The following is a 24,658-nucleotide window of genomic DNA, read 5'->3' on the forward strand; positions in this document are numbered from 1 at the left end:
CTTTCGCTTAACATAGCTGAAGCGTTTCAGTCGAATAAATGTTCGACAATTAAGCAAACAAGTGCAGTTTCATGAGTGCGAGGATTCCCCTCAGGCGGTTGCTGGATTACTCTGTCAGCCACTAAATCCCAGGGATTCTGGCAGGAGAGATATGACCGTACGCATCGCTATTAATGGCTTCGGTCGCATTGGGCGCAACGTGGTACGTGCTTTGTACGAATCTGGTCGCCGTGCGGAAATTACCGTGGTAGCAATCAACGAACTGGCAGACGCTGCGGGTATCGCGCATCTGTTGAAGTACGATACCAGCCACGGTCGCTTTGCCTGGGATGTTCGCCAGGAGCGTGAAGTCCTGTTTGTGGGCGATGACAGCATTCGCCTGCTGCATGAACCGACCATTGAAGCGCTCCCGTGGCGTGAACTGGGCGTTGATATCGTGCTGGACTGTACCGGCGTGTTCGGCTCCCGCGCTGACGGTGAAGCCCATCTTGCGGCAGGGGCGAAGAAAGTCCTGTTCTCACACCCTGGCGGTAACGACCTCGATACAACCGTCGTCTACGGCGTGAACCATGAGCAGGTCGAAGACAGCCACCGTATCGTCTCCAATGCCTCCTGCACCACAAACTGTATTATTCCAATCATTAAACTGCTGGATGAAGCGTTTGGCATTGAGTCCGGGACGGTCACTACCATCCACTCGGCCATGCACGATCAGCAGGTGATTGACGCTTACCACCCTGATTTGCGACGCACTCGTGCGGCGAGTCAGTCGATCATTCCGGTGGATACGCGTCTTGCGGCCGGTATCACGCGTATTTTCCCACAATTTAATGACCGTTTTGAGGCGATCGCGGTACGCGTTCCCACGATAAACGTGACGGCCATTGATTTGAGCGTGACGGTCAGAAATTCAGTAAATGCATGTGAAGTCAACCACTTGCTGCAAAAAGCGGCACAGGAAGCATTTCATGGTATAGTTGACTATACGGAATTACCGTTGGTCTCTACTGATTTTAACCACGATCCGCACAGTGCAATCGTCGACGGCACGCAAACGCGGGTCAGTGGGCAACATCTGATTAAAACTCTAGTCTGGTGTGATAACGAATGGGGCTTTGCCAACAGGATGCTCGACACCACGTTGGTTATGGCTCAATGGATTTCAGGTAAGGCGCACGTTGCGTCTGCAAAACTTTAAGAATCAACGAGAGGATTCACCATGTCTGTAATTAAGATGACCGATCTGGATCTGGCGGGCAAACGCGTATTCATCCGTGCCGATCTGAACGTGCCGGTTAAAGACGGGAAAGTCACCAGCGATGCGCGTATCCGTGCATCTCTGCCGACCATTGAACTGGCGCTGAAACAGGGTGCTAAAGTCATGGTGACTTCTCACCTGGGTCGTCCGACCGAAGGCGAGTACAACGAAGAATTCTCTCTGCTGCCAGTGGTTAACTACCTGAAAGACAAGCTGTCTAACCCGGTTCGTCTGGTAAAAGATTACCTGGACGGCGTAGAGGTTGCTGCCGGTGAGCTGGTTGTTCTGGAAAACGTTCGCTTCAACAAAGGCGAGAAAAAAGACGACGAAGCACTGTCCAAAAAATACGCTGCACTGTGCGACGTGTTCGTGATGGATGCTTTCGGGACTGCACACCGTGCGCAGGCTTCTACTCACGGCATCGCTAAATTTGCTGACGTTGCTTGTGCAGGCCCGCTGCTGGCTGACGAACTGGAAGCACTGGGCAAAGCTCTGAAAGAGCCGGCTCGCCCAATGGTTGCTATCGTTGGCGGTTCTAAAGTTTCTACCAAACTGACCGTGCTGGACTCCCTGTCCAAAATCGCTGACCAGCTGATTGTTGGCGGCGGCATCGCGAACACCTTCGTTGCAGCCCAGGGCCACAACGTAGGTAAATCCCTGTACGAAGCAGACCTGGTTGATACCGCTAAAGATCTGCTGACCCGTTGCGATATCCCAGTACCAACCGACGTGCGTGTGGCAACCGAGTTCTCCGAAACTGCGACCGCAACCCTGAAGTCTGTGAACGACATCAAAGACGAAGAGCAGATTCTGGACATGGGCGACGTTTCCGCTGAGAAACTGGCCGTGATCCTGAAAAACGCGAAAACCATTCTGTGGAACGGCCCGGTTGGCGTATTCGAATTCCCTAACTTCCGTAAAGGGACCGAAATCGTTGCCCGTGCTATCGCAGACAGCGAAGCCTTCTCCATTGCAGGCGGCGGCGACACTCTGGCTGCTATCGACCTGTTCGGTATCGCAGACAAAATTTCCTACATCTCTACCGGCGGCGGCGCATTCCTTGAGTTCGTGGAAGGCAAAGTACTGCCAGCTGTAGCAATGCTCGAAGAGCGCGCTAAGAAGTAATTCCTACGGGCAGGGTAACCTGCCCGTTGATTTATTGCCGCCCGGCAAGATTCAGGACGGTGATTCGATTTTTCCAAGGCCTACAGGACACATCAACATGTCTAAAATTTTTGATTTCGTAAAACCAGGTGTTGTAACTGGCGACGACGTACAGAAAATCTTCCAGGTAGCAAAAGAGAACAACTTTGCTCTGCCAGCCGTTAACTGCGTCGGTACCGACTCTATTAACGCCGTTCTGGAAACCGCTGCGAAAGTAAAATCTCCGGTTATCGTTCAGTTCTCTAACGGCGGTGCTGCATTCATCGCTGGTAAAGGCGTGAAAACTGATGTTCCACAGGGTGCTGCTATCCTGGGCGCAATCTCTGGTGCACACCACGTACATCAGATGGCTGAACACTACGGCGTGCCGGTTATTCTGCACACTGACCACTGCGCTAAGAAACTGCTGCCGTGGATCGACGGCCTGCTGGACGCGGGTGAAAAACACTTTGCCGCTACCGGTAAACCACTGTTCTCTTCCCACATGATTGACCTGTCCGAAGAGTCTCTGGAAGAAAACATCGAAATCAGCTCCAAATACCTGGCTCGCATGTCCAAACTGGGCATGACCCTGGAAATCGAACTGGGCTGCACCGGCGGTGAAGAAGATGGCGTGGACAACAGCCACATGGACGCTTCTGCTCTGTACACCCAGCCAGAAGACGTTGATTACGCTTACACCGAACTGAGCAAAATCAGCCCACGTTTCACCATCGCAGCTTCCTTCGGTAACGTACACGGCGTGTACAAACCAGGTAACGTGGTTCTGACCCCGACCATCCTGCGTGATTCTCAGGAATACGTTTCTAAGAAACACAACCTGCCGCACAACAGCCTGAACTTCGTCTTCCACGGCGGTTCCGGTTCTTCTGCTCAGGAAATCAAAGACTCCGTCAGCTACGGCGTAATCAAAATGAACATCGATACCGATACCCAGTGGGCAACCTGGGACGGCATCCTGAACTACTACAAAGAAAACGAAGCTTACCTGCAGGGTCAGCTGGGTAACCCGAAAGGCGCTGACCAGCCGAACAAAAAATACTACGATCCACGTGTCTGGCTGCGCGCAGCTCAGACCTCTATGATCGTTCGCCTGGAGCAGGCATTCAAAGAGCTGAACGCGGTAGACGTTCTGTAATTTGAGCTAATATTTGCTTCGATAAAAACCCGCCTTGGCGGGTTTTTTTATATTCAAATATAAGCGTAATATTTGCAGCCATTTTTAATTCTTTGTTTTATGCACCTTACTCTGAGTAAATAAACGTCAATATTGATAAGTTTTCAGTCTGAATAAGAGTTTATGGCTGGTTATATGAATTTATTATCTCCATAAATTTCTTTTATTCAGGATGTTTAGGTTGACCTTAATCATGGAAATAGCAAATTATAAAACATTAACTCATTGTTATTTATGGGTTTATATTCATTTGGTTGCTTGTTGTACTGATGAGGGTTGAGCTCTTGTGAGTCGCCGCACATAACATAGTAGGGAGAATACGTAAGATCGCCGCCATTGATAACTTATTAGGCATGGCGCTTTATGGATAATACGACATTACCTAAAACACAGCACCTGGTTGTATTTCAGGAAGTGGTAAGAAGTGGTTCATTTGGCTCTGCGGCGAAGCAGCTAAGTTTGACTCAGCCTGCGGTAAGTAAAATTATCAGCGATATGGAAGCCTTGTTTGGTCTGGAGCTTATCATTCGCAAAAATACCGGTGTTCAGCTTACGGCTGCCGGTAAAGTACTGCTCGGTTACGCCGAGTCGATTACCCGCGAAATGCGCAACATGTGCAACGAAATGAACAGTCTGGTCGGTAGCGAAGCGGTAGATGTTTCATTCGGCTATCCTTCACTTATCGGTTTTACCTTCCTGCCGGGCATGATGAAAGCCTTTAAAGAGCAGTATCCACAGGCTGAAGTTTCAATGTTTGAAGCCCAACTTTGCTCCTTCTTACCGGCGATACGTGACGGCAGGCTGGATTTTGCCATCGGTACGCTGAGCGATGAGATGCTGCTTCAGGATTTGCATATCGAACCCCTGTTTGAATCAGAGTTTGTTCTGGTAGCCGGACGAACACGAACGCGCGGAGGCGTGATGACGCTCCGCTCATTAAGCCATGAGCAGTGGGTGTTGCCTCAAACCGAAATGGGCTACTACAGTGAACTTCTGACCATCCTGCAACAGAACCATATCACCAGCGATAAAATCATTAAAACCGACTCAGTTGTCACTATTTATAACATGGTGTTGACCGCCGGTTTCCTGACGATTATTCCCCGTGAAATGATCGCACCTTTTGGCTCTCAGGAGTTTGTTCAAATTCCATTAACGGATGAATTACCTGTTGCACGCTATGCTGCGGTATGGTCGAAAAATTGCCGTATAAAAAAATCAGCGGCGACTCTGGTTGAATTAGCCAAAGTGCATTCAGTGCGTAGTAAATATCAATTTAATAAATTAACGGTGGTGGCTTAGCTTACTTAGCATAATCACTTTTTATCACTCATTAAATTAAAAAGGCGAGTTTTTATTATTCGCTACGAATATCTTTTATTGCTTTGATGCGGAGATCAACATGCATATAGATAATGAATTGCCAGTCACAATTAACGATGTTCTTGAAGCGAAAAAAAGAATATCTGGATTTGTGTATAAAACCGGGATGCCTCGCTCTAATTATCTTAGCGAATGCTGTAAGGGCGACATCTATTTGAAATTTGAAAACATGCAGCGTACCGGTTCGTTTAAAATGCGCGGTGCTTTCAATAAACTCAGTTCACTGAGTGAAGAAGAAAGAGCCCGGGGCGTGGTGGCCTGTTCTGCGGGTAACCATGCTCAGGGTGTTTCATTGTCATGTGCGCTGCTCGGTATTAACGGCAAAGTGGTGATGCCTAAAGGTGCACCGAAGTCAAAAGTTGCCGCCACGACTGACTATTCAGCTCAAGTGATTATCCACGGCGATAATTTTAACGAAACCATCGCCAAGGTCAGCGAAATTGTTGAGACGGAAGGGCGTATCTTTATCCCACCTTACGATGATGAAAAAGTCATTGCCGGGCAGGGGACGATTGGCCTGGAAATTCTTGAAGACCTTTACGACGTCGATAATGTGATTGTGCCGATTGGCGGCGGCGGCCTGATTGCCGGCATTGCGGTAGCCATTAAATCCATTAATCCAACAATTAATATTATTGGCGTGCAGGCGGAAAACGTCCACGGCATGGCTTCCTCTTTCCGTACTGGTGAAATTACCGCGTATCGGGCAGGTAGCACGTTGGCTGACGGCTGTGACGTTGCCCGCCCAGGAAAGCTAACCTTCGAAATCGTTAAAAAATTAGTCACCGATATTATTTTGGTCAGTGAAGACGATATCAGAAATAGTATGGTCGCACTTATTCAGAGAAACAAAATTGTCACTGAAGGTGCTGGTGCGCTGGCTTCTGCTGCATTATTAAGCGGCAAGCTTGACCAGTACATTAAAGGCCGAAAAACCGTGAGTATTATTTCTGGTGGAAATATCGATTTGTCTCGTGTTTCTGAAATTACTGGCGCAGCGGAAGCCTGCCTGGTCTAAATAAGGATCTTCATTATGAGTAATGTAGAAACAACCCTTGTTGGTCAAAAAGAGTCCTCCCTGTGGCGTAAGTCCGATACCACCTGGACTTTAGGTCTGTTTGGTACCGCCATTGGCGCTGGGGTCCTGTTTTTCCCGATTCGCGCGGGCTACGGCGGGCTTATCCCAATACTTATCATGCTTGTTCTTGCCTATCCGATAGCCTTCCTTTGCCACCGCGCGCTGGCACGACTGTGCCTTTCCGGCAGCAATCCGTCGGGGAATATCACCGAAGTTGTCGAGGAGCATTTTGGTAAAACGGGTGGCGTCGTTATCACCTTCCTTTATTTCTTCGCGATTTGCCCGCTGCTGTGGATTTACGGCGTCACCATTACTAACACCTTCATGACCTTCTGGGAAAATCAGCTCCAGCTGATGCCCTTAAATCGTGGGCTGGTAGCGCTATTCCTGCTGATGCTGATGGCCTTTGTCATCTTCTTTGGTAAAGATCTGATGGTGAAGGTGATGAGCTGGCTTGTGTTCCCGTTTATCGCCAGCCTGGTCATTATTTCTCTGTCGCTTATTCCCTACTGGAATTCAGCGGTTATCGATCAGGTGAACCTGAGTGAAATCGCGTTGACCGGCCATGACGGCATCCTGGTGACCGTGTGGCTCGGGATTTCCATCATGGTGTTCTCCTTTAACTTCTCGCCGATCGTCTCTTCCTTTGTGGTGTCGAAGCGTGAAGAATACGAAGCTGACTTCGGGAAAGCCTATACCGAAGACAAGTGCTCAAAAATCATCTCGCGTGCCAGCATGTTGATGGTTGGCGTGGTGATGTTCTTCGCCTTTAGCTGCCTGTTCACGCTGTCGCCACAGAATATGGCCGAAGCAAAAGCGCAGAACATCCCGGTGCTCTCCTATCTCGCTAACCATTTCTCTTCACTCTCTGGTTCGAAGTCTACTTTTGCCACGGTGCTGGAATATGGCGCATCGATTATTGCCCTGGTCGCCATTTTCAAATCTTTCTTCGGCCACTATCTGGGCACGCTGGAAGGGTTGAATGGCCTGGTCCTGAAGTTTGGCTATAAGAGTGACAAAACGAAGGTTTCCGAGGGCAAACTTAATCTGATCAGCATGGTGTTTATCATGGGGTCAACCTGGGTTGTCGCCTACGCCAACCCAAATATTCTTGACCTGATTGAAGCGATGGGCGCCCCGATCATTGCCTCGTTGCTTTGCCTGCTGCCGATGTACGCGATTCGCAAAGTGCCGGCGCTGAGCAAATACAAAGGCAGAAGTGAAAATATCTTTGTTACCGTGATCGGCTTACTGACGATCCTTAATATCGTATACAAAATCTTGTAGTTAACTGTCATTGGCTCAGGATGAGTGAACGTTAATATGAATGAATATCCGGTAATATTAACCATAAATTGCGGTTCATCTTCGGTTAAATTCTCCGTGCTGGATGAATTAACCATGGAGCCACTTTTAACGGGTATTTGCGAAGGTATAAATACCGAAGCCGCAATGCTTATCGTTAATAGCGGTGAGCCGGTAAAGCTGGCGCATTCTGATTATGAGGATGCGCTGGCGGCAATCTCCCTCGAGCTTGAAAGACGTCATTTGACCGAAAGCGTGGCCTATATAGGCCACCGCATTGCTCACGGCGGGGCGATTTTTGGCGAGTCGGTATTGCTTACGGACGACGTCGTGGAGCAAATCCGCGCGGTCTCGCCTCTCGCGCCGCTGCACAACTATGCCAATCTCAGTGGCGTGGCTTCGGCCAGGCTGCGCTTCCCTGGCGTGCCGCAGGTTGCCGTGTTTGATACCAGCTTTCACCAGACGATGAAACCTGAAGCCTATCTTTACGGCCTGCCATACCGCTATTTCAACGAGCACGGCGTCAGGCGTTATGGATTCCACGGGACCTCTCACCGCTATGTTTCCATGCAGGCAAGCGAGCTACCTGAACTGCAAGGGCGTTCATTGGGGCTGGTGATTGCTCATTTGGGCAACGGGGCTTCAGTGTGCGCGGTTGTTGACGGGCAAAGCGCTGATACCTCGATGGGGATGACGCCGCTGGAAGGTTTGATCATGGGGACACGCTGCGGCGATGTCGACTTTGGGGCGATGGTGTGGCTGGCAAGGCAGACCGGGCAGTCGCTGGACGATCTTGAGCAGGTGGCAAATACCGAGTCAGGGTTGTTGGGGCTTTCAGGTATATCTTCTGACTTACGGACGCTGGAAAAAGCCTGGCAGCAGGGGGATACCCGCGCGGAGTTGGCTATCAACACCTTTGTACATCGTATTGCCAAAACCATCGGCGGACACGCAACTTCGCTGCCACATTTTGATGGGCTAATTTTTACTGGTGGTATTGGTGAAAACTCCGCGCTTATTCGCCGTCTGGTTATTCAACATTTACGGGTATTCGGTTTCGAACTGAATGAAGAAAAAAATATGCGGCCTAATTCTGACGGCGAGCGTGTTATTTCAACCCAGAACTCGGCAGTACTGTGTGCAGTTATTCCGACCAACGAAGAAAAAATGATTGCTCTTGATGCCCGTGAATTGGGCAAGGCATCGGAGCTTGCGGCATTCGCTTAATTTTATTTGCGGTACAGAGGATTGAATGCATGAAAATGGATATTGATATTTCCCATGATAATTATGCTCAGGCCTGGCAGCAGTTTCGTGGGGAATACTGGCAGCATGAAATTAATGTTCGGGATTTTATCCAGCAAAACTACACGCCGTATGAGGGGGATGATGCGTTTCTGGCGAGCGCAACATCTGAGACGACGGCGCTCTGGGAAAAGGTGATGGAGGGTATTCGCGTTGAAAATGCCACTCATGCCCCGGTCGATTTTGATACTAACGTGGCCACGTCCATTACCGCCCATGCCCCCGGTTACATTATTCAGCAGCATGAGAAAATTGTTGGCCTTCAGACGGACCAGCCGCTAAAGCGCGCGCTGCATCCTTTCGGCGGCATCAATATGATCAAAAGTTCGTTTGAAGCCTATGGCCGCAAAATGGACCCTGAGTTTGAGTATCAGTTTACCGAGCTGAGGAAAACGCACAATCAGGGCGTGTTCGACGTTTATTCGCCGGATATTCTGCGCTGCCGCAAGTCCGGCGTACTGACTGGGCTGCCTGATGGTTACGGGCGTGGCCGAATCATCGGCGATTACCGCCGCGTGGCGCTGTACGGCATTGCTTATCTGGTTCGCGAACGTGAGCTACAGTTTGCCGATCTGCAGCAAAAGCTTGAACGCGGCGAGGATCTTGAGGCAACGATTCGCCTGCGAGAAGAACTGTCGGAGCATCGCCACGCACTGCTGCAAATACAGGACATGGCCGCTGGCTACGGTTTCGATATCTCGAGGCCGGCGAGCAACGCACAGGAGGCGATTCAGTGGCTTTATTTCGCCTATCTGGCGGCGGTGAAGTCGCAAAACGGCGGAGCGATGTCGCTGGGACGCACCGCAACCTTTATCGATGTTTATATTGAGCGCGATCTTCGCTCTGGCCTGCTCAATGAGCAACAGGCGCAGGAGCTTATTGACCACTTCATTATGAAAATCCGCATGGTGCGCTTCCTGCGCACGCCGGAGTTTGATTCGCTGTTCTCCGGGGATCCTATTTGGGCAACGGAAGTGTTAGGCGGAATGGGGCAGGATGGTCGTACTCTGGTGACCAAAAGTACCTTCCGCTATTTGAATACGCTTTACACCATGGGGCCTGCGCCGGAGCCGAATTTGACCATCCTTTGGTCTGAGGCGCTGCCGAAAGCGTTCAAGGTTTATGCCGCCAGAGTGTCGATTGAAACCTCGTCATTGCAGTATGAAAATGATGATCTGATGCGCAGCGATTTCGCCAGCGACGACTATGCGATTGCCTGCTGCGTTAGCCCGATGGTGATTGGCAAACAGATGCAGTTCTTTGGCGCTCGCGCCAACCTGGCAAAAACGCTGCTGTACTGCATCAACGGGGGAATGGATGAAAAGCTGAAGATCCAGGTTGGGCCGAAAACGCCAATGTTGCTCGACGATGTGCTGGACTACGACAAGGTGATGACCAGCCTCGACAGCTTTATGGATTGGTTGGCGGTGCAGTACGTGACGGCCCTGAACCTGATCCACTACATGCACGATAAATACAGCTACGAAGCTTCGCTGATGGCCCTGCATGACCGGGATGTTTACCGCACGATGGCCTGTGGCATCGCCGGGCTTTCGGTGGCGGTGGATTCACTTTCTGCCATCAAACACGCCGTGGTTAAGCCGGTGCGCGACCATACCGGGCTGGCGGTGGATTTCGTGATTGAGGGCGACTATCCGCAATACGGCAATAACGACGATCGCGTGGACGCCATTGCCTGCGATCTGGTTGAGCGTTTTATGAAGAAAATTCAGGCGCTGCCAACTTATCGCGATGCCGTGCCGACGCAGTCTATTTTGACCATTACGTCGAATGTGGTTTACGGGCAAAAAACGGGGAACACGCCAGATGGCCGCAGGGGAGGAACGCCGTTTGCACCCGGTGCGAACCCGATGCACGGGCGAGACACTAAAGGAGCTGTAGCCTCGTTAACCTCCGTGGCTAAGCTGCCGTTCAGCTACGCAAAAGATGGTATCTCTTATACGTTTTCCATCGTGCCTGCGGCGCTGGGGAAAGAGGATTCCATTCGCTGCCTGAACCTGGTCGGCTTGCTTGATGGCTACTTCCACCACGATGTCAAAACGGAAGGCGGGCAGCACCTGAACGTCAACGTGTTGAACCGTGAAATGCTGATGGATGCCATCGCGCATCCTGAAAATTATCCGACACTGACCATTCGTGTTTCTGGCTACGCGGTGCGTTTCAACGCGCTTACCCGCGAGCAGCAGCAGGATGTTATTTCCCGGACCTTCACACAAACGTTGTAAGCCCACTTTTAGCCCGGACATTCGTCCGGGCTTTTCCCTTTTTTTGCCGCATTAATACGCAATTTGAGATCAATTTTGTGACGTACTTGGCACATCCATGCGTTTTTGTTTACCCTTTACGGTTTGAACTGCCTTACCGGGCGGAGAAACTTTTCAGACAAGGAACAGTAAATGGAAGATCTCAACGTAGTAGACAGTATTCATAATGCGGGGGGCTGGCTGGTACGCAATCAGGAGCTGCTCCTGAGCTATGCGGTAAATATCGTCGCCGCCGTGGCCATTTTGATCGCCGGGATGATCGTTGCCCGTCTGGTCTCCGGAGCCGTTAATCGCCTGATGCTGGCTCGCAGCATCGACAGCACTGTCGCCGACTTTCTTTCCGCGCTGGTGCGCTACGGGATTATTGCCTTCACGCTGATTGCGGCCCTGAGCCGTGTCGGGGTGCAGACAGCTTCGGTGATTGCCGTGCTGGGTGCCGCCGGTCTGGCCGTTGGTTTGGCGCTGCAGGGTTCCCTGTCCAACCTGGCCGCAGGCGTGTTGCTCGTTACCTTCCGCCCGTTCCGTACCGGGGAGTATGTCGATCTCGGCGGCATTGCGGGCACCGTGCTGAACGTGCAAATCTTCTCCACCACGCTGCGTACCGTGGATGGCAAAATCGTGGTTGTGCCGAACGGCAAAATCATCGCCGGGAATATCATTAACTTCTCCCGGGAACCTGCCCGCCGCAACGAGTTCATCATCGGCGTGGCCTACGATGCCGACATCGATCAAGTTAAGCAGATCCTGACTGACATCATCACCAGCGACGAGCGCGTGCTGAAGGATCGCGATATCACCGTGCGCCTGAACGAGCTTGGCCCTTCATCCGTCAACTTTGTGGTGCGGGCATGGAGCAAAAGCGGTGACCTGCAAAACGTTTATTGGGACGTGCTGGAGCGCATCAAGAAAGCGCTTGATGCCAACGGTATCGGTATTCCTTATCCGCAAATGGACGTTCACGTTCGCCAGATGAAAGACTCTGATAACGCATAACCTCCGGGGCCAGCTTTCGCTGGCCTTATTTTCACCTGCAATTATTAGCCATGCTTATAAGCGATTAAAAATATCAATTTCCTCTAATAATTTTTGCGCATTACACTCACGCTCAATGATGAACAGTTAAAGGGTGTGTCGCGTGTTATCTTATTATTTTCAGGGCATTGCATTGGGAGCCGCGCTAATTCTGCCTCTGGGGCCGCAAAATGCCTTCGTGATGAATCAGGGCATTCGTCGCCAGTACCATCTGATGATTGCTTCCCTGTGCGCGTTGAGCGACATCATTCTGATTTGCGGCGGGATTTTTGGCGGCAGCGCCATTCTGATGCAGTCTCCCTGGCTGCTGGCGCTGGTCACCTGGGGCGGCGTGGCATTTCTGCTGTGGTATGGCTGGGGTGCGCTGCGCACGGCGATGAGCAGCAACCTGGAGCTGGCTTCTGCCGAAGTGTTGAAGCAGGGGCGCTGGAAAATCGTGGTCACCATGCTGGCGGTGACCTGGCTCAACCCGCACGTCTATCTGGACACCTTTGTGGTACTTGGTAGCCTGGGGGGCCAGCTTGCGGACGAAGCAAAACGCTGGTTCGCGCTGGGAACCATTAGCGCCTCTATCCTCTGGTTTTACGGCCTGGCTATTCTTGCCGCCTGGCTGGCCCCTCGTCTTCGTACCGCAAAAGCGCAGCGCATTATCAACGGGGTGGTTGGGATTGTGATGTGGTTTATTGCCGCTCAGCTGGCCCGGGATGGCGTGCAGCACATCGCGGCACTCGTGGGCTAATTCGCCATAATCTGATAGACAAGTTACCATTACAGGCTAAGCTTGCTGGCAGACGTCGGGAGTTTGTTGATCGGCGTAATCACAGTGGAACGTAGCACGGAGGAGTTACAGTGAAGTTTAAAATTTTAGCATTAGCCGCGTTAATGGGATTAGGTTCTGTTTCTGTGCAGGCGGGTGAGTTGCCAAACGGCCCTCACGTGGTCACCTCCGGGACAGCCAGCGTCGATGCCGTTCCTGATATCGCCACGCTCGCTATCGAAGTCAACGTGTCCGCTAAGGACGCCGCTTCTGCCAAAAAACAGGCCGACGATCGCGTGGCGCAATACCTGACCTTCCTGCAGAAAAATGGCGTAGAGAAGAAGGACATCAATGCCGCTAACCTGCGCACACAGCCAGAGTATGACTACCTGAAAGACGGTAAAACTCAGTTGAAGGGCTACCGTGCGGTACGCCAGGTGGAAGTCACGCTGCGTCAGCTGGATAAAATGAACGAGCTGCTGGATGGCGCGCTGAAGTCCGGTCTGAACGAAATCCGTTCCGTGTCGCTGGGCGTTGCGCATCCAGAAGAGTACAAAGACAAAGCACGTAAAGAAGCGATTAACGATGCAACCCGCCAGGCGAAGCTGCTGGCCGAAGGCTTTAACAGCAAACTGGGCCCGGTCTACAGCGTGCGTTACCACGTATCTAACTACCAGCCCGCGCCGATGGTTCGCATGATGAAAGCGGACGCGGCTGCACCGGCTTCCGCTCAGGATACCTACGATCAGCAGACTATTCAGTTTGACGATCAGGTCGATGTGGTGTTTGAACTGCAGGGCGCACAAACCCCTGCGGCACCTGCTCAGTAAGGTGTGATCTTCACCTTAACCCTCGCCGCAGCCGGCGAGGGTTAATCAAAGCGTTATTCCGTATCCTGCCTCAAGACCTTGTGCCCGTACTCCAGCAACGCATCCGTCACGTTGCGCATCATGCGGCTTTCCGGTGCAAAGCGGTGCCAGTAGAGCATGCGGCGCTGCAGCAGACCCGGTGTCAGGTCAATTAATTCCCCGCTATTTAACTCGCGCTCAATTTGCAGGTGCGGGATCATACAGCACGTTGTGCCCTGGCGAGCCAGCTGCACAAAGGCCTCCGAAGAGTTAACGATGTGGCACGGCACGCTGCCTGGGGACAGATCAAAGTTCTGCTGTAAAAATGCCTGATGCATATCGTCGAGATGATCAAAGGCTACGGCAGGGGCTTTTAGCAGCGCCGACCGCGTGACGCCATTCGGGAAATAACGCTCGGCAAAATCTTTCGACCCCACAAACAGATAGTCCAGCGCGCCCAGGCGATCCACCAGGCAGCTCGGCAGCGGCTGAGGTTGGATGGAAACCGCCCCAACCACTTCCCCGCGACGCAGGCGTTCCTGAGTACGGGTTTCATCTTCCACCTGAAGATTCAGGCGAATGGGGGAGTCGGCCAGAACCGGCGCAAGGGCCGGTAGCAGCCAGGTGGCCAGACTGTCGGCGTTAACTGCCAGCGAAAGCAGCAGCGGCGTGGAGCCGGTTTGCTCATCGCCCAGCCACTCTTCTTCCAGCAGTTCCACCTGACGTAAAAGTGCCAGCAGTTTTTGGCCCTGCTCGGTGGGGCGGGGCGGCACGGTACGCACCAACAATGGCTGGCCGAACATCGTTTCCAGTTGCTTAATACGTTGTGACACCGCCGACTGAGTAATGCACAGCTTCTGCGCCGCACGCTCAAATCCTCGTTCACGAATTACCGCATCCAGCGCCTGCAGCGTTCTGTAGTCCGGGCGTTTCATTGTTGTTCATCTGCTCCTGATTTCGTCGTGCAGCCACTATGACATAAATTTGCCGCTGATTCAGACCAAATCAGCAAGCTGACATTGTGCTTGAACGTGATGGGGTTTGCAGTGCGGCAAAGCCGGGGACATTTTTCCGCCGCATGCTCTATAATGCGCGTCAGTTTCCACATCACAGGCATAAAATTATGACGCAGGATGAACTGAAAAAAGCAGTCGGATGGGCAGCACTCCAGTATGTGCAGCCGGGCACCATTGTGGGCGTGGGCACGGGCTCAACCGCCGCGCATTTTATTGATGCTTTGGGCACCATCAAACACCAGATTGAAGGTGCTGTTTCCAGCTCCGACGCTTCTACCGCGAAACTGAAAAGTCTTGGGATCCCCGTGTTCGATCTCAACGAGGTGGATTCATTAGGCGTCTACGTCGACGGTGCCGATGAGATCAACCACCAGATGCAGATGATTAAAGGCGGTGGCGCAGCACTGACTCGCGAGAAAATCATCGCCTCCGTTGCCGACAAGTTTGTTTGCATCGCGGACGCCTCCAAGCAGGTTGATATTCTCGGTAACTTCCCGCTGCCGGTGGAAGTGATTCCTATGGCGCGCAGCGCCGTCGCGCGTGAACTGGTAAAACTGGGTGGTCGCCCGGAGTACCGTCAAGGCGTGGTCACGGACAACGGTAACATCATTCTGGATGTGCATGGTTTGAGCATCATGGAACCGATGAAGCTGGAAAACATCATCAACGGTATGCCTGGCGTTGTTACCGTGGGCCTGTTTGCGAACCGTGGCGCGGATGTGGCGCTGATCGGTACCGCTGACGGCGTAAAAACCATCGTGAAATGATCTGACCGGGGCGCGTGCTGCGCCCCAAAAAACCGTATAAAAAATGACAAATTATTTTAACCGCATTTTTGGTGACATATATCACATTTTGGTAACAGTTCTGTGATTCATGCCTGGTTCACTCTCCCGCTCAGCATTTTATTCTGACTCTCGCCGCCTTATTCCCGCCTGACGATACGGCGACGCAATCGTTCATATTGCCCCAAACGTAGATTTTGATATTTTGACAGAAGGGTAACTTATAGGCGGTGGCGCATCACCGCCTAAAAACGAATACAACAGCACTGAAAATAGGGTCGGGAAATGGCAAAAGTATCACTGGATAAAGACAGAATTAAATTCCTGCTTGTGGAGGGCGTGCACCAGAAGGCGGTAGACAGCCTCCGTGCAGCGGGATACACCAACATTGAATTCCATAAAGGCGCGCTGGATTCCGAAGCGCTCAAAGAGTCGATCCGTGATGCTCACTTCATTGGCCTGCGTTCCCGCACCCATTTGACCGAAGAGATCTTTGCCGCGGCTGAAAAACTGGTGGCTGTAGGCTGCTTCTGCATCGGCACCAACCAGGTTGATCTGGATGCGGCGGCGAAGCGCGGTATTCCGGTGTTCAACGCCCCGTTCTCGAACACCCGTTCCGTTGCTGAACTGGTGATTGGTGAATTGCTGCTGTTGCTGCGTGGCATTCCTGAAGCTAACGCCAAAGCGCACCGTGGCGTGTGGAACAAGCTGGCGGTAGGCTCTTTTGAGGCCCGTGGTAAAAAGCTGGGCATCATTGGCTACGGCCACATCGGTACGCAGCTGGGGATTTTGGCTGAATCCCTGGGGATGCACGTCTACTTCTACGATATCGAAAACAAGCTGCCGCTGGGCAACGCGACTCAGGTTCAGCATCTCTCCGACCTGCTGAATATGAGCGATGTGGTTAGTCTGCACGTGCCGGAAAACGCCTCCACCAAAAACATGATTGGCGCGAACGAGCTGGCCTTGATGAAGCCGGGCTCTCTGCTGATCAACGCCTCTCGCGGTACGGTGGTAGATATTCCTGCTCTGTGCGGTGCGCTTTCCAGCAAGCATCTGTCTGGTGCGGCTATCGACGTCTTCCCGACCGAACCGGCCACCAACAGCGATCCGTTTAACTCTCCGCTGTGCGAATTTGATAACGTGATCCTGACCCCGCACATCGGCGGCTCAACTCAGGAAGCGCAGGAAAACATCGGCCTGGAAGTGGCGGGCAAACTGGCGAAATACTCGGATAACGGCTCTACGTTGTCTGCGGTTAACTTCCCGGAAGTTTCTCTGCCGCTGCACGGGGGCACCAGCAGCCGCCTGCTGCACATTCATGAGAACCGCCCTGGCATTCTGACCGCGCTTAACCAGATCTTTGCTGAGCAGGGTATCAACATTGCCGCTCAGTTCCTGCAGACCACGCCGCACATGGGTTACGTAGTAATTGATATTGATGCGCCGGAAGATGTGGCTGAGAAAGCGCTGAAGTCAATGAAAGCGATTCCGGGCACCATCCGCGCCCGTCTGCTGTACTGATCTGACCATGGCCTCTTCCCCGAAGGGGGAAGTGGCATCACCACTGCCAAAGGCGCGATGGCGTCACCACGGCAGGCAAAGGAATATCCCACTGTTCTACCGGCAACGTCTCCACCTGCTGGCAATCATGCGCCAGGCCAACCGGGTAGAAACCGTGCTGCTGCCAGTGCTGCAGCGTTCTGTCGTAAAACCCGCCGCCCATCCCCAGACGCTGGCCTGTTTCATCGAAGGCAACCAGCGGCGTGACCAGTACATCCAGCTTATTCAGCGGTAGCACGTCGCGAACATCCAGCTTAGGCTCAAGAATTTTCAGGCGATTGGTGACCAGGTGACTTTGCGGCGTGTAGCGTAAAAACAGCAGGTTGCCGGGGCTAAAAGGATGAAGCACCGGGAGATAAACGTTTTTGCCTGCCCGCCATAAAGCCTGAATCAGCGGAGTGGTATTCAGTTCCCCGTCGAACGAGAGAAACAACGCTACGGTCTGAGCACGAATGACCGGCTCAAACGCCAGCATGCGTTCAGCAGCCTGTAGGGCAAAGGTTTGTTGTTCTGGGGGAGTGAGCGACCGGCGTCGCTGCCGAATCGTTTGGCGAATGTCCTGACGAAGCGTTGAGGTTAACGGGGTATGCGTCATGATGGCCGGGTAGTAAAGAGGGAATCTCCGAGATGCCGCCGCAGGCTGTAACCCTTGAACCCTTGGTTCAAGGTGAGTGTGTCGTCATGGTTTTAAGGCTTCTCGGACGGACCGAGCATGCTCACCAACCGCGGAGCGCCACACTCTTGTGGTATGAAATATCGGCTCAGGGGACTGGCCCGCTTGCAAACATCTCAGAGAAATTTTGTCTTCGAAGTTACTCTACCACAGTCAACTGCGAAGTGTTATTCAAACTTTGGACCCTGTCGGTCTGCAATGCGACCTTGCTCAAGCAATGCTTGTTCGATGGTCTGCTGTAGCATCCGAATACGCTCTTCCATATTGGCGGCGTAGTCACGGGTTTTCGACTTTTCCTGAGCCAGTTCGTAGCAAATGTTAAGTGCTGCGATGAACACCAGCTGCTCGGTATTTGTGGCTCTAGTGCGAACTTTTAAATCTTGCAACCGCTGATTCAGCTCTTCCGCAGCCTGATTCAGCGCATCCTGTTGTTCAGGCGGACAATTCACGCGCAATGAACGACCGAAAATTTGAATATCGACTGGTTGTGCAGACATGCCACCTTCCTGCTGTTTACTCGCCTGCCTTACGCTACCGGCCCCGGTAGCGGAAGGGGCGCCACTATAGCTATCCCGATATCAAGATACAAGCCCTTTTCTGGTATCTGCGGGGGTCCTGGTGGTAGCATAACACACACTATTCCTGCCAACGATGACGAATGCGCATGTCAATACAGAACGCAATGCCGGACTACGACTTAGTCGGCCAACTTTTGAACCAACAGGGTGTGGGTCTGACGCCTGCAGAAATGCACGGCTTGATCAGCGGCATGCTGTGCGGTGGTAACAAAGACACCAGCTGGCAAACGCTGCTGCATGACCTGACTAACGAAGGCCTGGCCTTTAGCCTGAACCTCGCAGATCCGCTGCGCCAGATGCACGGCGCCATTGGCGATGCGCTGGAAGACGAAGGCTTCCTGTTCCAGCTTTACCTGCCGGACGGGGATGATGTCTCCGTTTTCGATCGCGCCGATGCGCTTTCCGGCTGGGTAAACCACTTCCTGCTGGGCCTCGGCGTCATGCAGAGCAAGCTCGACAAAGTCACCGGTGAAACCGGCGAAGCCATTGACGATCTGCGTAATATTGCCCAACTGGGTTACGACGAGGACGAAGACCAGGAAGAGCTGGAGATGTCGCTCGAAGAGATCATTGAGTATGTGCGTGTTGCTGCGCTGCTGTGCCACGACACCTTTACTCACGCGGCACCGACCGCGCCAGAGGTACGCAAACCTACGCTCCACTAACGATCAAAAAATCAGGAGATGTGATGACCCAGCAGGAATTTCTTCGCCGCCGCCAGGCGCTACTGGCGAAAATGGTGCCCGGCAGCGCTGCGTTAATTTTCGCGGCCCCGGAAGCGACCCGCAATGCCGACAGCGAATACCCTTATAGGCAGAGCAGCGATTTTTGGTACTTCACCGGCTTTAACGAGCCGGAAGCCGTGCTGGTGCTCATTAAAAGCGATGAGTCGCATAATCACAGCGTGCTGTTCAACCGCGTGCGGGATAAAAGTGCAGAAATTTGGTTTGGCCGCAGGCTTGGCCAGGACGCTGCCCCGCAGAAGTTAGGGGTGGATCGCGCGCTGGCCTTCAGCGAAATCGGTGAGCAATTACATCTCCTGCTAAACGGTCTGGATGCGGTTTACCACGCTCAGGGCGAGTACGAATATGCGGATAACATCGTTTTTGCCGCGCTGGATAAGTTGCGTCGTGGTTCGCGTCAAAATCTCGCTGCGCCCGTAACCCTGACCGACTGGCGCCCGACGGTACACGAACTACGCCTCTTCAAATCCGAAGAAGAGATTACCGTTATGCGTCGTGCCGGCGAGATTTCCGCGCTGGCGCATACTCGTGCCATGCAGGCCTGCCGCCCGGGAATGTTTGAATATCAGCTCGAGGGTGAAATTCACCACGAGTTTACTCGCCACGGCGCGCGTTATCCTTCGTACACCACTATTGTGGGCGGCGGTGAGAACGGTTGCATTCTGCATTACACCGAAAACGAAAGTGAACTGCGCGACGGAGATCTGGTGCTGATAGACGCCGGATGTGAATACCAAAGCTACGCCGGAGACATCACGCGCACTTTCCCTGTTAACGGCAAATTCAGCCCAGCGCAGCGTGAAATTTACGACATCGTGCTGGAATCGCTCGAAACCTCGCTAAAACTCTACCGGCCGGGCACGTCCATGCAGGAAGTGACGACGGAAGTGGTGCGCATCATGGTTAAGGGGCTGGTGAAGCTCGGTATTCTGAAAGGCGATATCGATCATCTGATCGCCAATAACGCCCACCGCGCGTTCTTTATGCATGGCCTGAGCCACTGGCTGGGGCTGGACGTGCACGACGTGGGCGCTTACGGGCAGGACAGGTCACGCGTGCTGGAGCCGGGTATGGTCATCACCGTCGAACCTGGGCTTTATATTGCTCCGGATGCGGACGTGCCCGCGCAGTATCGTGGCATTGGCATCCGCATTGAAGACGACATTGTGATCACCAAAGACGGCAACGAGAACTTGACCGCCAGCGTGGTGAAGTCGGCAGACGATATCGAAGCGCTGATGGCAGCGGCGCGTCAGCCATGAGCGTCATCATTGTTGGCGGCGGGATGGCGGGGGCGACGCTGGCATTAGCCATATCGACCCTCACCCAGGGGAAATTGCCGGTGCACCTCATCGAGGCGATTGCCCCGGACTCAGCCGCTCATCCGGGGTTTGATGCCAGAGCCATCGCGCTCGCCCAGGGCACCCGGCAGCAGTTGGCCCGCATTGGCGTATGGTCTGCGCTCGTCGACTGCGCCACGGCAATTAAAACCGTGCACGTCAGCGACAAAGGCCACGCCGGCTTCGTCACCCTTGAAGCTGAGGATTACCAGATTGATGCGCTTGGGCAGGTTGTGGAGCTGCACGACGTCGGGCTGCGTCTTTTTAGCCTGCTGCGTAAAGCGCCTGGCGTAACGCTGCACTGCCCGCAGCGCGTTTCGTCGTTTACCCGGCATGAGCATAGCGTGCAGGTTGTGCTGGATAACGGCGTTGAGCTGCAGGGCAACGTTTTGGTTGCCGCGGATGGCACCCGTTCTAAGCTGGCGGCGCAGTGCGGCATCACCTGGCAGCCGCAGAGCTACCAGCAGATCGCCGTGATTGCCAACGTCACTACTTCTGAACCCCATCATGGCCGGGCATTTGAGCGCTTTACCGAATTCGGGCCAATCGCCATGCTGCCTATGTCCGACGGGCGCTGCTCGCTGGTCTGGTGCCATGCGCTGGATGCCCGTGACGAGGTTGAAAGCTGGAGCGAAGCAGCGTTTTGTCAGCAGCTTCAGCGTGCCTTTGGCTGGCGGCTGGGGCGAATTACCCATGCAGGCATTCGTCATCATTATCCTCTGGCGTTACAACAGGCTTCTCAGACCGTATCCCATCGCCTGGCGCTGGTAGGCAATGCCGCGCAAACGCTGCATCCGATAGCCGGGCAGGGGTTCAACCTTGGCCTGCGCGACGTTATGTCGCTGGCTGAAGGGTTGGCAGAGGCGCACGCTGCAGGCACGGATGTCGGCAGCTTCCCGGTTCTGGCCGCTTATCAGCAGCGCCGTGCCGCAGATAAAGCGGCAACTATTGGCGTCACTGACGGGCTGGTTCAGCTGTTTGCTAACCGCTGGGCACCGCTAGTGGCGGGCCGTAACCTTGGCCTGATGGCGATGGAACATTTTACTCCGGCACGAGACGTGCTGGCTCAGCGCACCCTGGGTTGGGTGGCGCGTTAAAGGAGAGTCAATTTGCAAAGCGTAGATGTGGCGATTGTCGGCGGCGGCATGGTGGGGCTGGCGGTGGCCTGCGGACTTCAGGGCAGCGGCCTGCGCGTTGCGGTCATTGAAAGTCATCTTCCCCAGCCGCTGGGGCCTGACGCTGCCCCGGAACTGCGCGTTTCGGCTATCAATGCGGCGAGCGAAAAGCTGCTGACGCATTTGGGCGCGTGGCCAAAAATCAGCGAGCGAGCCAGCAGCTATCACGGGATGGAAGTCTGGGAGCGAGACAGCTTCGGGCAAATCGCCTTTGATGATAAGAGCTTCGGTTTTAGCCACCTGGGGCACATCATCGAAAACTCGGTGATCCACCAGGCGCTGTGGCAACGTGCGGAGCAATGCAGCGACATCAGCCTGATGGCCCCCGTGGACATTCACCAGGTCGCCTGGGGTGAAAACGACGCTTTCCTGACCCTGAAAGACGGCACAATGCTAACTGCAAGGCTGGTGGTGGGCGCAGATGGCGCCAACTCCTGGCTGCGGGACAAAGCCGATATCCCGCTGACGTTCTGGGACTATAACCATCATGCGCTGGTAGCGACGATTCGCACCGCCGAGCCGCATCAGGCCGTCGCACGTCAGGTGTTCCACGGCGAAGGCATTCTGGCATTTCTGCCGCTTTCTGACCCACATCTTTGTTCTATTGTCTGGTCGCTGCCGCCGGAAGAAGCGGCTCGTATGCAGCAGGCCGACGATGAAGCGTTTAACCAGGCGCTTTCCGTTGCGTTTAACATGCGTCTCGGCCTGTGTTCTGTTGAAAGCGAGCGCCGCACCTTCCCGCTGACGGGCCGCTACGCCCGCAGCTTTGCCGGCCATCGTCTGGCGCTGGTGGGCGATGCCGCCCATACCATTCACCCACTGGCCGGGCAGGGCGTCAACCTCGGTTTTATGGATGCCGCGGAATTGATTGCGGAAATTCGCCGCCTGCATCGCGAAGGCAAAGATTTTGGGCAGCATCTCTACCTGCGTCGCTATGAGCGCAGCCGCAAGCACAGCGCGGCGGTGATGCTGGCCAGTATGCAAGGCTTCCGCGATTTGTTCGCCGGCAGCAACCCGGCGAAAAAACTCCTCAGAGATATTGGCCTGAAGCTTGCCGATACGCTGCCGGGAGTTAAACCTCAACTGGTTCGCCAGGCGATGGGGTTGCAAGATCTGCCATCCTGGCTGCAATAAATACTCGTCATACTTCGCGCTACACGGGGGTGAGCAGTACTCACCCACCTGATGGAATCCATAGTGATAACCCCGTCACATTTCCCTTCCCGATGACCGGGAAGGGTATCTGCTCCCTCGTTTGAAATATTCTAATCTCAGGACAAATCTCGGATTACATTTTCTAATCTTACAAATTATGCGATGTAGTCAATTTGTTTCTGAAATGGTCGTAAATGTTAGCCAGTGCTAAATTCGACACTAAATACCTGCTGTTAATGTGGAGTGAATCGCATTTTTACAGTCAATTACTCTGCACACTTCCTCTCCCATTTTGGTCATAAGCTAATGCAATGACCGTTTTTCGCTTATGGTTTACGTCCCCGTTCGGTGGTAAGTTCAGGTCAAAGGTAACGTTTGCGTCGCTATCGGGGAACGGTGGCGATGCCGGGTTTCGTCTGACGGTTGGCAAAGCCAAATCCGCCTTGCCACCAGATGGTTAAAGAGGAAAAGATGACTCAACAGACCCCCTTATTTGAACAGCACACGCTCTGCGGTGCCCGCATGGTTGATTTCCACGGCTGGATGATGCCGCTGCACTACGGCTCGCAAATTGATGAGCACCACGCCGTACGCACCGACGCCGGTATGTTCGACGTGTCGCACATGACCATCGTCGATCTGCACGGCAGCCGTACCCGCGAGTTTCTGCGTTACTTAGTCGCCAACGACGTCGCCAAACTCACCCAGCCGGGCAAAGCGCTTTACACTGCCATGCTCAATGCTTCCGGCGGCGTGATTGACGACCTGATTATCTATTTCCTCACTGAAGACTATTTCCGCCTCGTTGTTAACTCCGCTACTCGTGAAAAAGACCTTGCCTGGATCAACCAGCACGCTGAACCGTTTGGCGTGTCCGTCACCGTGCGTGACGACCTGGCGCTGATTGCTGTTCAGGGGCCGAATGCGAAAGCCAAAGCCGCCACGCTGTTTAGCGAAGCGCAGCGTAAAGCCGTTGAAGGCATGAAACCGTTCTTTGGCGTGCAGTCCGGTGATTTGTTTATTGCCACCACCGGCTACACCGGCGAAGCGGGCTATGAAATTGCAATGCCGAACGACAAGGCCGCGGGATTCTGGGCGCAGCTGGTTGAGGCGGGCGTTAAGCCTTGCGGCTTGGGCGCTCGCGACACGCTGCGTCTTGAAGCTGGCATGAACCTTTACGGCCAGGACATGGACGAAGGCGTTTCTCCACTAGCCGCGAACATGGGCTGGACCATCGCGTGGCAGCCAGAAGATCGTGCCTTTATCGGCCGCGAAGCGCTGGAAGCACAGCGTGCGAACGGCACCGAAGAGCTGGTTGGCTTGATCATGACCGAAAAAGGCGTATTACGTAATGAGCTGCCGGTACGGTTTACCGACGCGCAGGGCAATACGCACGAAGGGGCAATCACCAGCGGCACCTTCTCGCCAACGCTCGGCTACAGCATTGCGCTGGCTCGCGTCCCGGCGGGTATCGGTGAAACGGCGATCGTGCAGATCCGCAACCGCGAAATGCCGGTCAAAGTCACCAAACCTATTTTTGTTCGCGCCGGTAAGCCGGTCGCGCTTTAAATTTTGAAATCTGGTATCAGGAGAAAACAATGAGCAATGTGCCGAACGAACTGAAATACAGCAAAGAGCACGAATGGCTGCGTAAAGAAGCTGACGGCAGCTACACCGTGGGCATCACCGAACACGCGCAGGAACTGCTGGGCGACATGGTATTTGTTGACCTGCCTGAAGTGGGCGCCACCGTTTCTGCCGGTGATGATTGTGCCGTTGCTGAATCCGTGAAAGCGGCTTCTGACATCTACGCGCCAATCAGCGGTGAAATCGTTGCGGTCAACGACGCGCTGAGCGACAGCCCGGAACTGGTCAACAGCGAGCCTTATGGCGAAGGCTGGATCTTCAAAATTAAAGCCAGCGACGAAGCACAGGTTGCTGCGCTGCTGGATGCTTCTGCCTATGAAGCACTGTTAGAAGACGAGTAATTTTTAAACCCCTCTCCCTTGCGGGGAGGGGAAACCATTTCAGGAATCAC

22 protein-coding genes and 1 other RNA gene are annotated in these 24,658 nt (G+C 53.6%); 19 read left to right on the top strand and 4 right to left on the bottom strand.

All coding sequences use genetic code 11. The features are described 5' to 3' along the window. Positions 1 to 151 precede the first annotated feature (151 nt). The 11 genes from epd to WFK85_RS14705 all read left to right on the top strand — a co-directional run bounded on the left by epd (position 152) and on the right by WFK85_RS14705 (position 13,574). The gene (gene epd / locus WFK85_RS14655) at positions 152 to 1,198 is read left to right on the top strand and encodes an erythrose-4-phosphate dehydrogenase (protein WP_008461572.1); all 1,047 of its coding nucleotides are present in this window, start codon (positions 152 to 154) and stop codon (positions 1,196 to 1,198) included. A gap of 21 nt (positions 1,199 to 1,219) precedes the next feature. Beyond that, complete coding sequence (gene pgk, locus WFK85_RS14660) at positions 1,220 to 2,383, top strand: phosphoglycerate kinase (protein WP_008461573.1); 1,164 nt, start codon at positions 1,220 to 1,222, stop codon at positions 2,381 to 2,383. 97 nt (positions 2,384 to 2,480) lie between these two features. Then, positions 2,481 to 3,560 (top strand): class II fructose-bisphosphate aldolase, encoded by a 1,080-nt coding sequence (gene fbaA, locus WFK85_RS14665; protein ID WP_008461574.1) that lies wholly within the window; start codon positions 2,481 to 2,483, stop codon positions 3,558 to 3,560. A 402-nt stretch (positions 3,561 to 3,962) separates the two neighbouring features. Next, positions 3,963 to 4,901 (top strand): transcriptional regulator TdcA, encoded by a 939-nt coding sequence (gene tdcA, locus WFK85_RS14670; protein WP_034810145.1) that lies wholly within the window; start codon positions 3,963 to 3,965, stop codon positions 4,899 to 4,901. Between the two features lie 100 nt (positions 4,902 to 5,001). Beyond that, positions 5,002 to 6,000 (top strand): bifunctional threonine ammonia-lyase/L-serine ammonia-lyase TdcB, encoded by a 999-nt coding sequence (gene tdcB / locus WFK85_RS14675; RefSeq protein WP_008461576.1) that lies wholly within the window; start codon positions 5,002 to 5,004, stop codon positions 5,998 to 6,000. Between the two features lie 15 nt (positions 6,001 to 6,015). After that, positions 6,016 to 7,347: a threonine/serine transporter TdcC gene (gene tdcC / locus WFK85_RS14680; RefSeq protein ID WP_008461579.1), complete on the top strand. Its 1,332-nt coding sequence runs from the start codon at positions 6,016 to 6,018 to the stop codon at positions 7,345 to 7,347. Positions 7,348 to 7,383: 36 nt separating this feature from the next. Continuing rightward, positions 7,384 to 8,592, top strand: coding sequence for a propionate kinase (gene tdcD, locus WFK85_RS14685; protein WP_336708744.1), 1,209 nt, complete (start codon positions 7,384 to 7,386; stop codon positions 8,590 to 8,592). A 29-nt stretch (positions 8,593 to 8,621) separates the two neighbouring features. Further along, positions 8,622 to 10,916: a formate C-acetyltransferase gene (gene pflB / locus WFK85_RS14690; protein ID WP_336708711.1), complete on the top strand. Its 2,295-nt coding sequence runs from the start codon at positions 8,622 to 8,624 to the stop codon at positions 10,914 to 10,916. A gap of 171 nt (positions 10,917 to 11,087) precedes the next feature. Then, positions 11,088 to 11,948 (top strand): small-conductance mechanosensitive channel MscS, encoded by an 861-nt coding sequence (locus WFK85_RS14695; RefSeq protein ID WP_008461586.1) that lies wholly within the window; start codon positions 11,088 to 11,090, stop codon positions 11,946 to 11,948. Between the two features lie 142 nt (positions 11,949 to 12,090). Then, positions 12,091 to 12,726, top strand: coding sequence for an arginine exporter ArgO (gene argO / locus WFK85_RS14700; protein ID WP_166878159.1), 636 nt, complete (start codon positions 12,091 to 12,093; stop codon positions 12,724 to 12,726). Between the two features lie 110 nt (positions 12,727 to 12,836). Next, positions 12,837 to 13,574, top strand: a complete 738-nt coding sequence (locus tag WFK85_RS14705) for an oxidative stress defense protein (protein ID WP_008461590.1) — start codon at positions 12,837 to 12,839, stop codon at positions 13,572 to 13,574. A 53-nt stretch (positions 13,575 to 13,627) separates the two neighbouring features. On the opposite strand, the gene argP is transcribed toward WFK85_RS14705, so the two are convergent. Beyond that, positions 13,628 to 14,527, bottom strand: coding sequence for a DNA-binding transcriptional regulator ArgP (gene argP, locus WFK85_RS14710; protein WP_008461592.1), 900 nt, complete (start codon positions 14,525 to 14,527; stop codon positions 13,628 to 13,630). Between the two features lie 188 nt (positions 14,528 to 14,715). On the opposite strand from argP, the gene rpiA reads away from it, so the two are divergent. Beyond that, positions 14,716 to 15,375, top strand: coding sequence for a ribose-5-phosphate isomerase RpiA (gene rpiA, locus WFK85_RS14715; RefSeq protein WP_008461594.1), 660 nt, complete (start codon positions 14,716 to 14,718; stop codon positions 15,373 to 15,375). A gap of 303 nt (positions 15,376 to 15,678) precedes the next feature. Next, positions 15,679 to 16,917 (top strand): phosphoglycerate dehydrogenase, encoded by a 1,239-nt coding sequence (serA, locus tag WFK85_RS14720; RefSeq protein ID WP_008461595.1) that lies wholly within the window; start codon positions 15,679 to 15,681, stop codon positions 16,915 to 16,917. 37 nt (positions 16,918 to 16,954) lie between these two features. On the opposite strand, the gene WFK85_RS14725 is transcribed toward serA, so the two are convergent. The 3 genes from WFK85_RS14725 to zapA form a co-directional block, all read right to left on the bottom strand. Further along, the gene (locus WFK85_RS14725; RefSeq protein WP_336708714.1) at positions 16,955 to 17,551 is read right to left on the bottom strand and encodes a 5-formyltetrahydrofolate cyclo-ligase; all 597 of its coding nucleotides are present in this window, start codon (positions 17,549 to 17,551) and stop codon (positions 16,955 to 16,957) included. A 20-nt stretch (positions 17,552 to 17,571) separates the two neighbouring features. Next, positions 17,572 to 17,755, bottom strand: a non-coding RNA gene (ssrS, locus tag WFK85_RS14730) — 6S RNA. A 41-nt stretch (positions 17,756 to 17,796) separates the two neighbouring features. Next, entirely contained in the window at positions 17,797 to 18,126 is a 330-nt protein-coding gene (gene zapA, locus WFK85_RS14735; protein ID WP_336708715.1) for a cell division protein ZapA, read from the bottom strand. Positions 18,127 to 18,293: 167 nt separating this feature from the next. Here zapA and WFK85_RS14740 point away from each other — a divergent pair, with 167 nt between their 5' ends. The 6 genes from WFK85_RS14740 (at position 18,294) to gcvH (ending at position 24,608) form a co-directional block, all read left to right on the top strand. Further along, entirely contained in the window at positions 18,294 to 18,872 is a 579-nt protein-coding gene (locus WFK85_RS14740; protein WP_336821303.1) for a YecA/YgfB family protein, read from the top strand. Positions 18,873 to 18,895: 23 nt separating this feature from the next. Continuing rightward, positions 18,896 to 20,212 carry a Xaa-Pro aminopeptidase gene (pepP, locus tag WFK85_RS14745; RefSeq protein ID WP_166995264.1) on the top strand — a complete coding sequence of 439 codons (1,317 nt, stop codon included), beginning with the start codon at positions 18,896 to 18,898 and terminating at the stop codon, positions 20,210 to 20,212. Then, positions 20,209 to 21,387: a 2-octaprenyl-6-methoxyphenyl hydroxylase gene (gene ubiH / locus WFK85_RS14750; protein WP_166995266.1), complete on the top strand. Its 1,179-nt coding sequence runs from the start codon at positions 20,209 to 20,211 to the stop codon at positions 21,385 to 21,387. Before pepP ends, ubiH begins: the two co-directional genes overlap by 4 nt. 12 nt (positions 21,388 to 21,399) lie before the next feature. After that, the gene (gene ubiI / locus WFK85_RS14755) at positions 21,400 to 22,599 is read left to right on the top strand and encodes an FAD-dependent 2-octaprenylphenol hydroxylase (RefSeq protein ID WP_336708718.1); all 1,200 of its coding nucleotides are present in this window, start codon (positions 21,400 to 21,402) and stop codon (positions 22,597 to 22,599) included. 492 nt (positions 22,600 to 23,091) lie between these two features. Next, on the top strand, positions 23,092 to 24,189 hold the full coding sequence (gene gcvT, locus WFK85_RS14760; RefSeq protein ID WP_039287537.1) for a glycine cleavage system aminomethyltransferase GcvT: 1,098 nt from the start codon (positions 23,092 to 23,094) through the stop codon (positions 24,187 to 24,189). A 29-nt stretch (positions 24,190 to 24,218) separates the two neighbouring features. Then, complete coding sequence (gcvH, locus tag WFK85_RS14765; RefSeq protein WP_008461608.1) at positions 24,219 to 24,608, top strand: glycine cleavage system protein GcvH; 390 nt, start codon at positions 24,219 to 24,221, stop codon at positions 24,606 to 24,608. Positions 24,609 to 24,658 lie beyond the last annotated feature (50 nt).

Source organism: Cedecea sp. VD22 (genome assembly GCF_037150195.1).
Taxonomy (GTDB): Bacteria; Pseudomonadota; Gammaproteobacteria; order Enterobacterales; family Enterobacteriaceae; genus Cedecea.

What these genes read in the sequence shown, in the direction of transcription:
- WFK85_RS14695 (WP_008461586.1), top strand. Translation starts at nt 11,088, where the DNA reads ATGGAAGATCTCAACGTAGTAGACAGTATTCATAATGCGGGGGGCTGG.
- fbaA (WP_008461574.1), top strand. Translation starts at nt 2,481, where the DNA reads ATGTCTAAAATTTTTGATTTCGTAAAACCAGGTGTTGTAACTGGCGAC.
- pflB (WP_336708711.1), top strand. Translation starts at nt 8,622, where the DNA reads ATGAAAATGGATATTGATATTTCCCATGATAATTATGCTCAGGCCTGG.
- ubiH (WP_166995266.1), top strand. Translation starts at nt 20,209, where the DNA reads ATGAGCGTCATCATTGTTGGCGGCGGGATGGCGGGGGCGACGCTGGCA.
- tdcD (WP_336708744.1), top strand. Translation starts at nt 7,384, where the DNA reads ATGAATGAATATCCGGTAATATTAACCATAAATTGCGGTTCATCTTCG.
- tdcC (WP_008461579.1), top strand. Translation starts at nt 6,016, where the DNA reads ATGAGTAATGTAGAAACAACCCTTGTTGGTCAAAAAGAGTCCTCCCTG.
- pepP (WP_166995264.1), top strand. Translation starts at nt 18,896, where the DNA reads ATGACCCAGCAGGAATTTCTTCGCCGCCGCCAGGCGCTACTGGCGAAA.
- tdcB (WP_008461576.1), top strand. Translation starts at nt 5,002, where the DNA reads ATGCATATAGATAATGAATTGCCAGTCACAATTAACGATGTTCTTGAA.
- argP (WP_008461592.1), bottom strand. Translation starts at nt 14,527, where the DNA reads ATGAAACGCCCGGACTACAGAACGCTGCAGGCGCTGGATGCGGTAATT.
- pgk (WP_008461573.1), top strand. Translation starts at nt 1,220, where the DNA reads ATGTCTGTAATTAAGATGACCGATCTGGATCTGGCGGGCAAACGCGTA.
- rpiA (WP_008461594.1), top strand. Translation starts at nt 14,716, where the DNA reads ATGACGCAGGATGAACTGAAAAAAGCAGTCGGATGGGCAGCACTCCAG.
- serA (WP_008461595.1), top strand. Translation starts at nt 15,679, where the DNA reads ATGGCAAAAGTATCACTGGATAAAGACAGAATTAAATTCCTGCTTGTG.
- gcvH (WP_008461608.1), top strand. Translation starts at nt 24,219, where the DNA reads ATGAGCAATGTGCCGAACGAACTGAAATACAGCAAAGAGCACGAATGG.
- WFK85_RS14725 (WP_336708714.1), bottom strand. Translation starts at nt 17,551, where the DNA reads ATGACGCATACCCCGTTAACCTCAACGCTTCGTCAGGACATTCGCCAA.
- zapA (WP_336708715.1), bottom strand. Translation starts at nt 18,126, where the DNA reads ATGTCTGCACAACCAGTCGATATTCAAATTTTCGGTCGTTCATTGCGC.
- WFK85_RS14740 (WP_336821303.1), top strand. Translation starts at nt 18,294, where the DNA reads ATGTCAATACAGAACGCAATGCCGGACTACGACTTAGTCGGCCAACTT.
- gcvT (WP_039287537.1), top strand. Translation starts at nt 23,092, where the DNA reads ATGACTCAACAGACCCCCTTATTTGAACAGCACACGCTCTGCGGTGCC.
- epd (WP_008461572.1), top strand. Translation starts at nt 152, where the DNA reads ATGACCGTACGCATCGCTATTAATGGCTTCGGTCGCATTGGGCGCAAC.
- tdcA (WP_034810145.1), top strand. Translation starts at nt 3,963, where the DNA reads ATGGATAATACGACATTACCTAAAACACAGCACCTGGTTGTATTTCAG.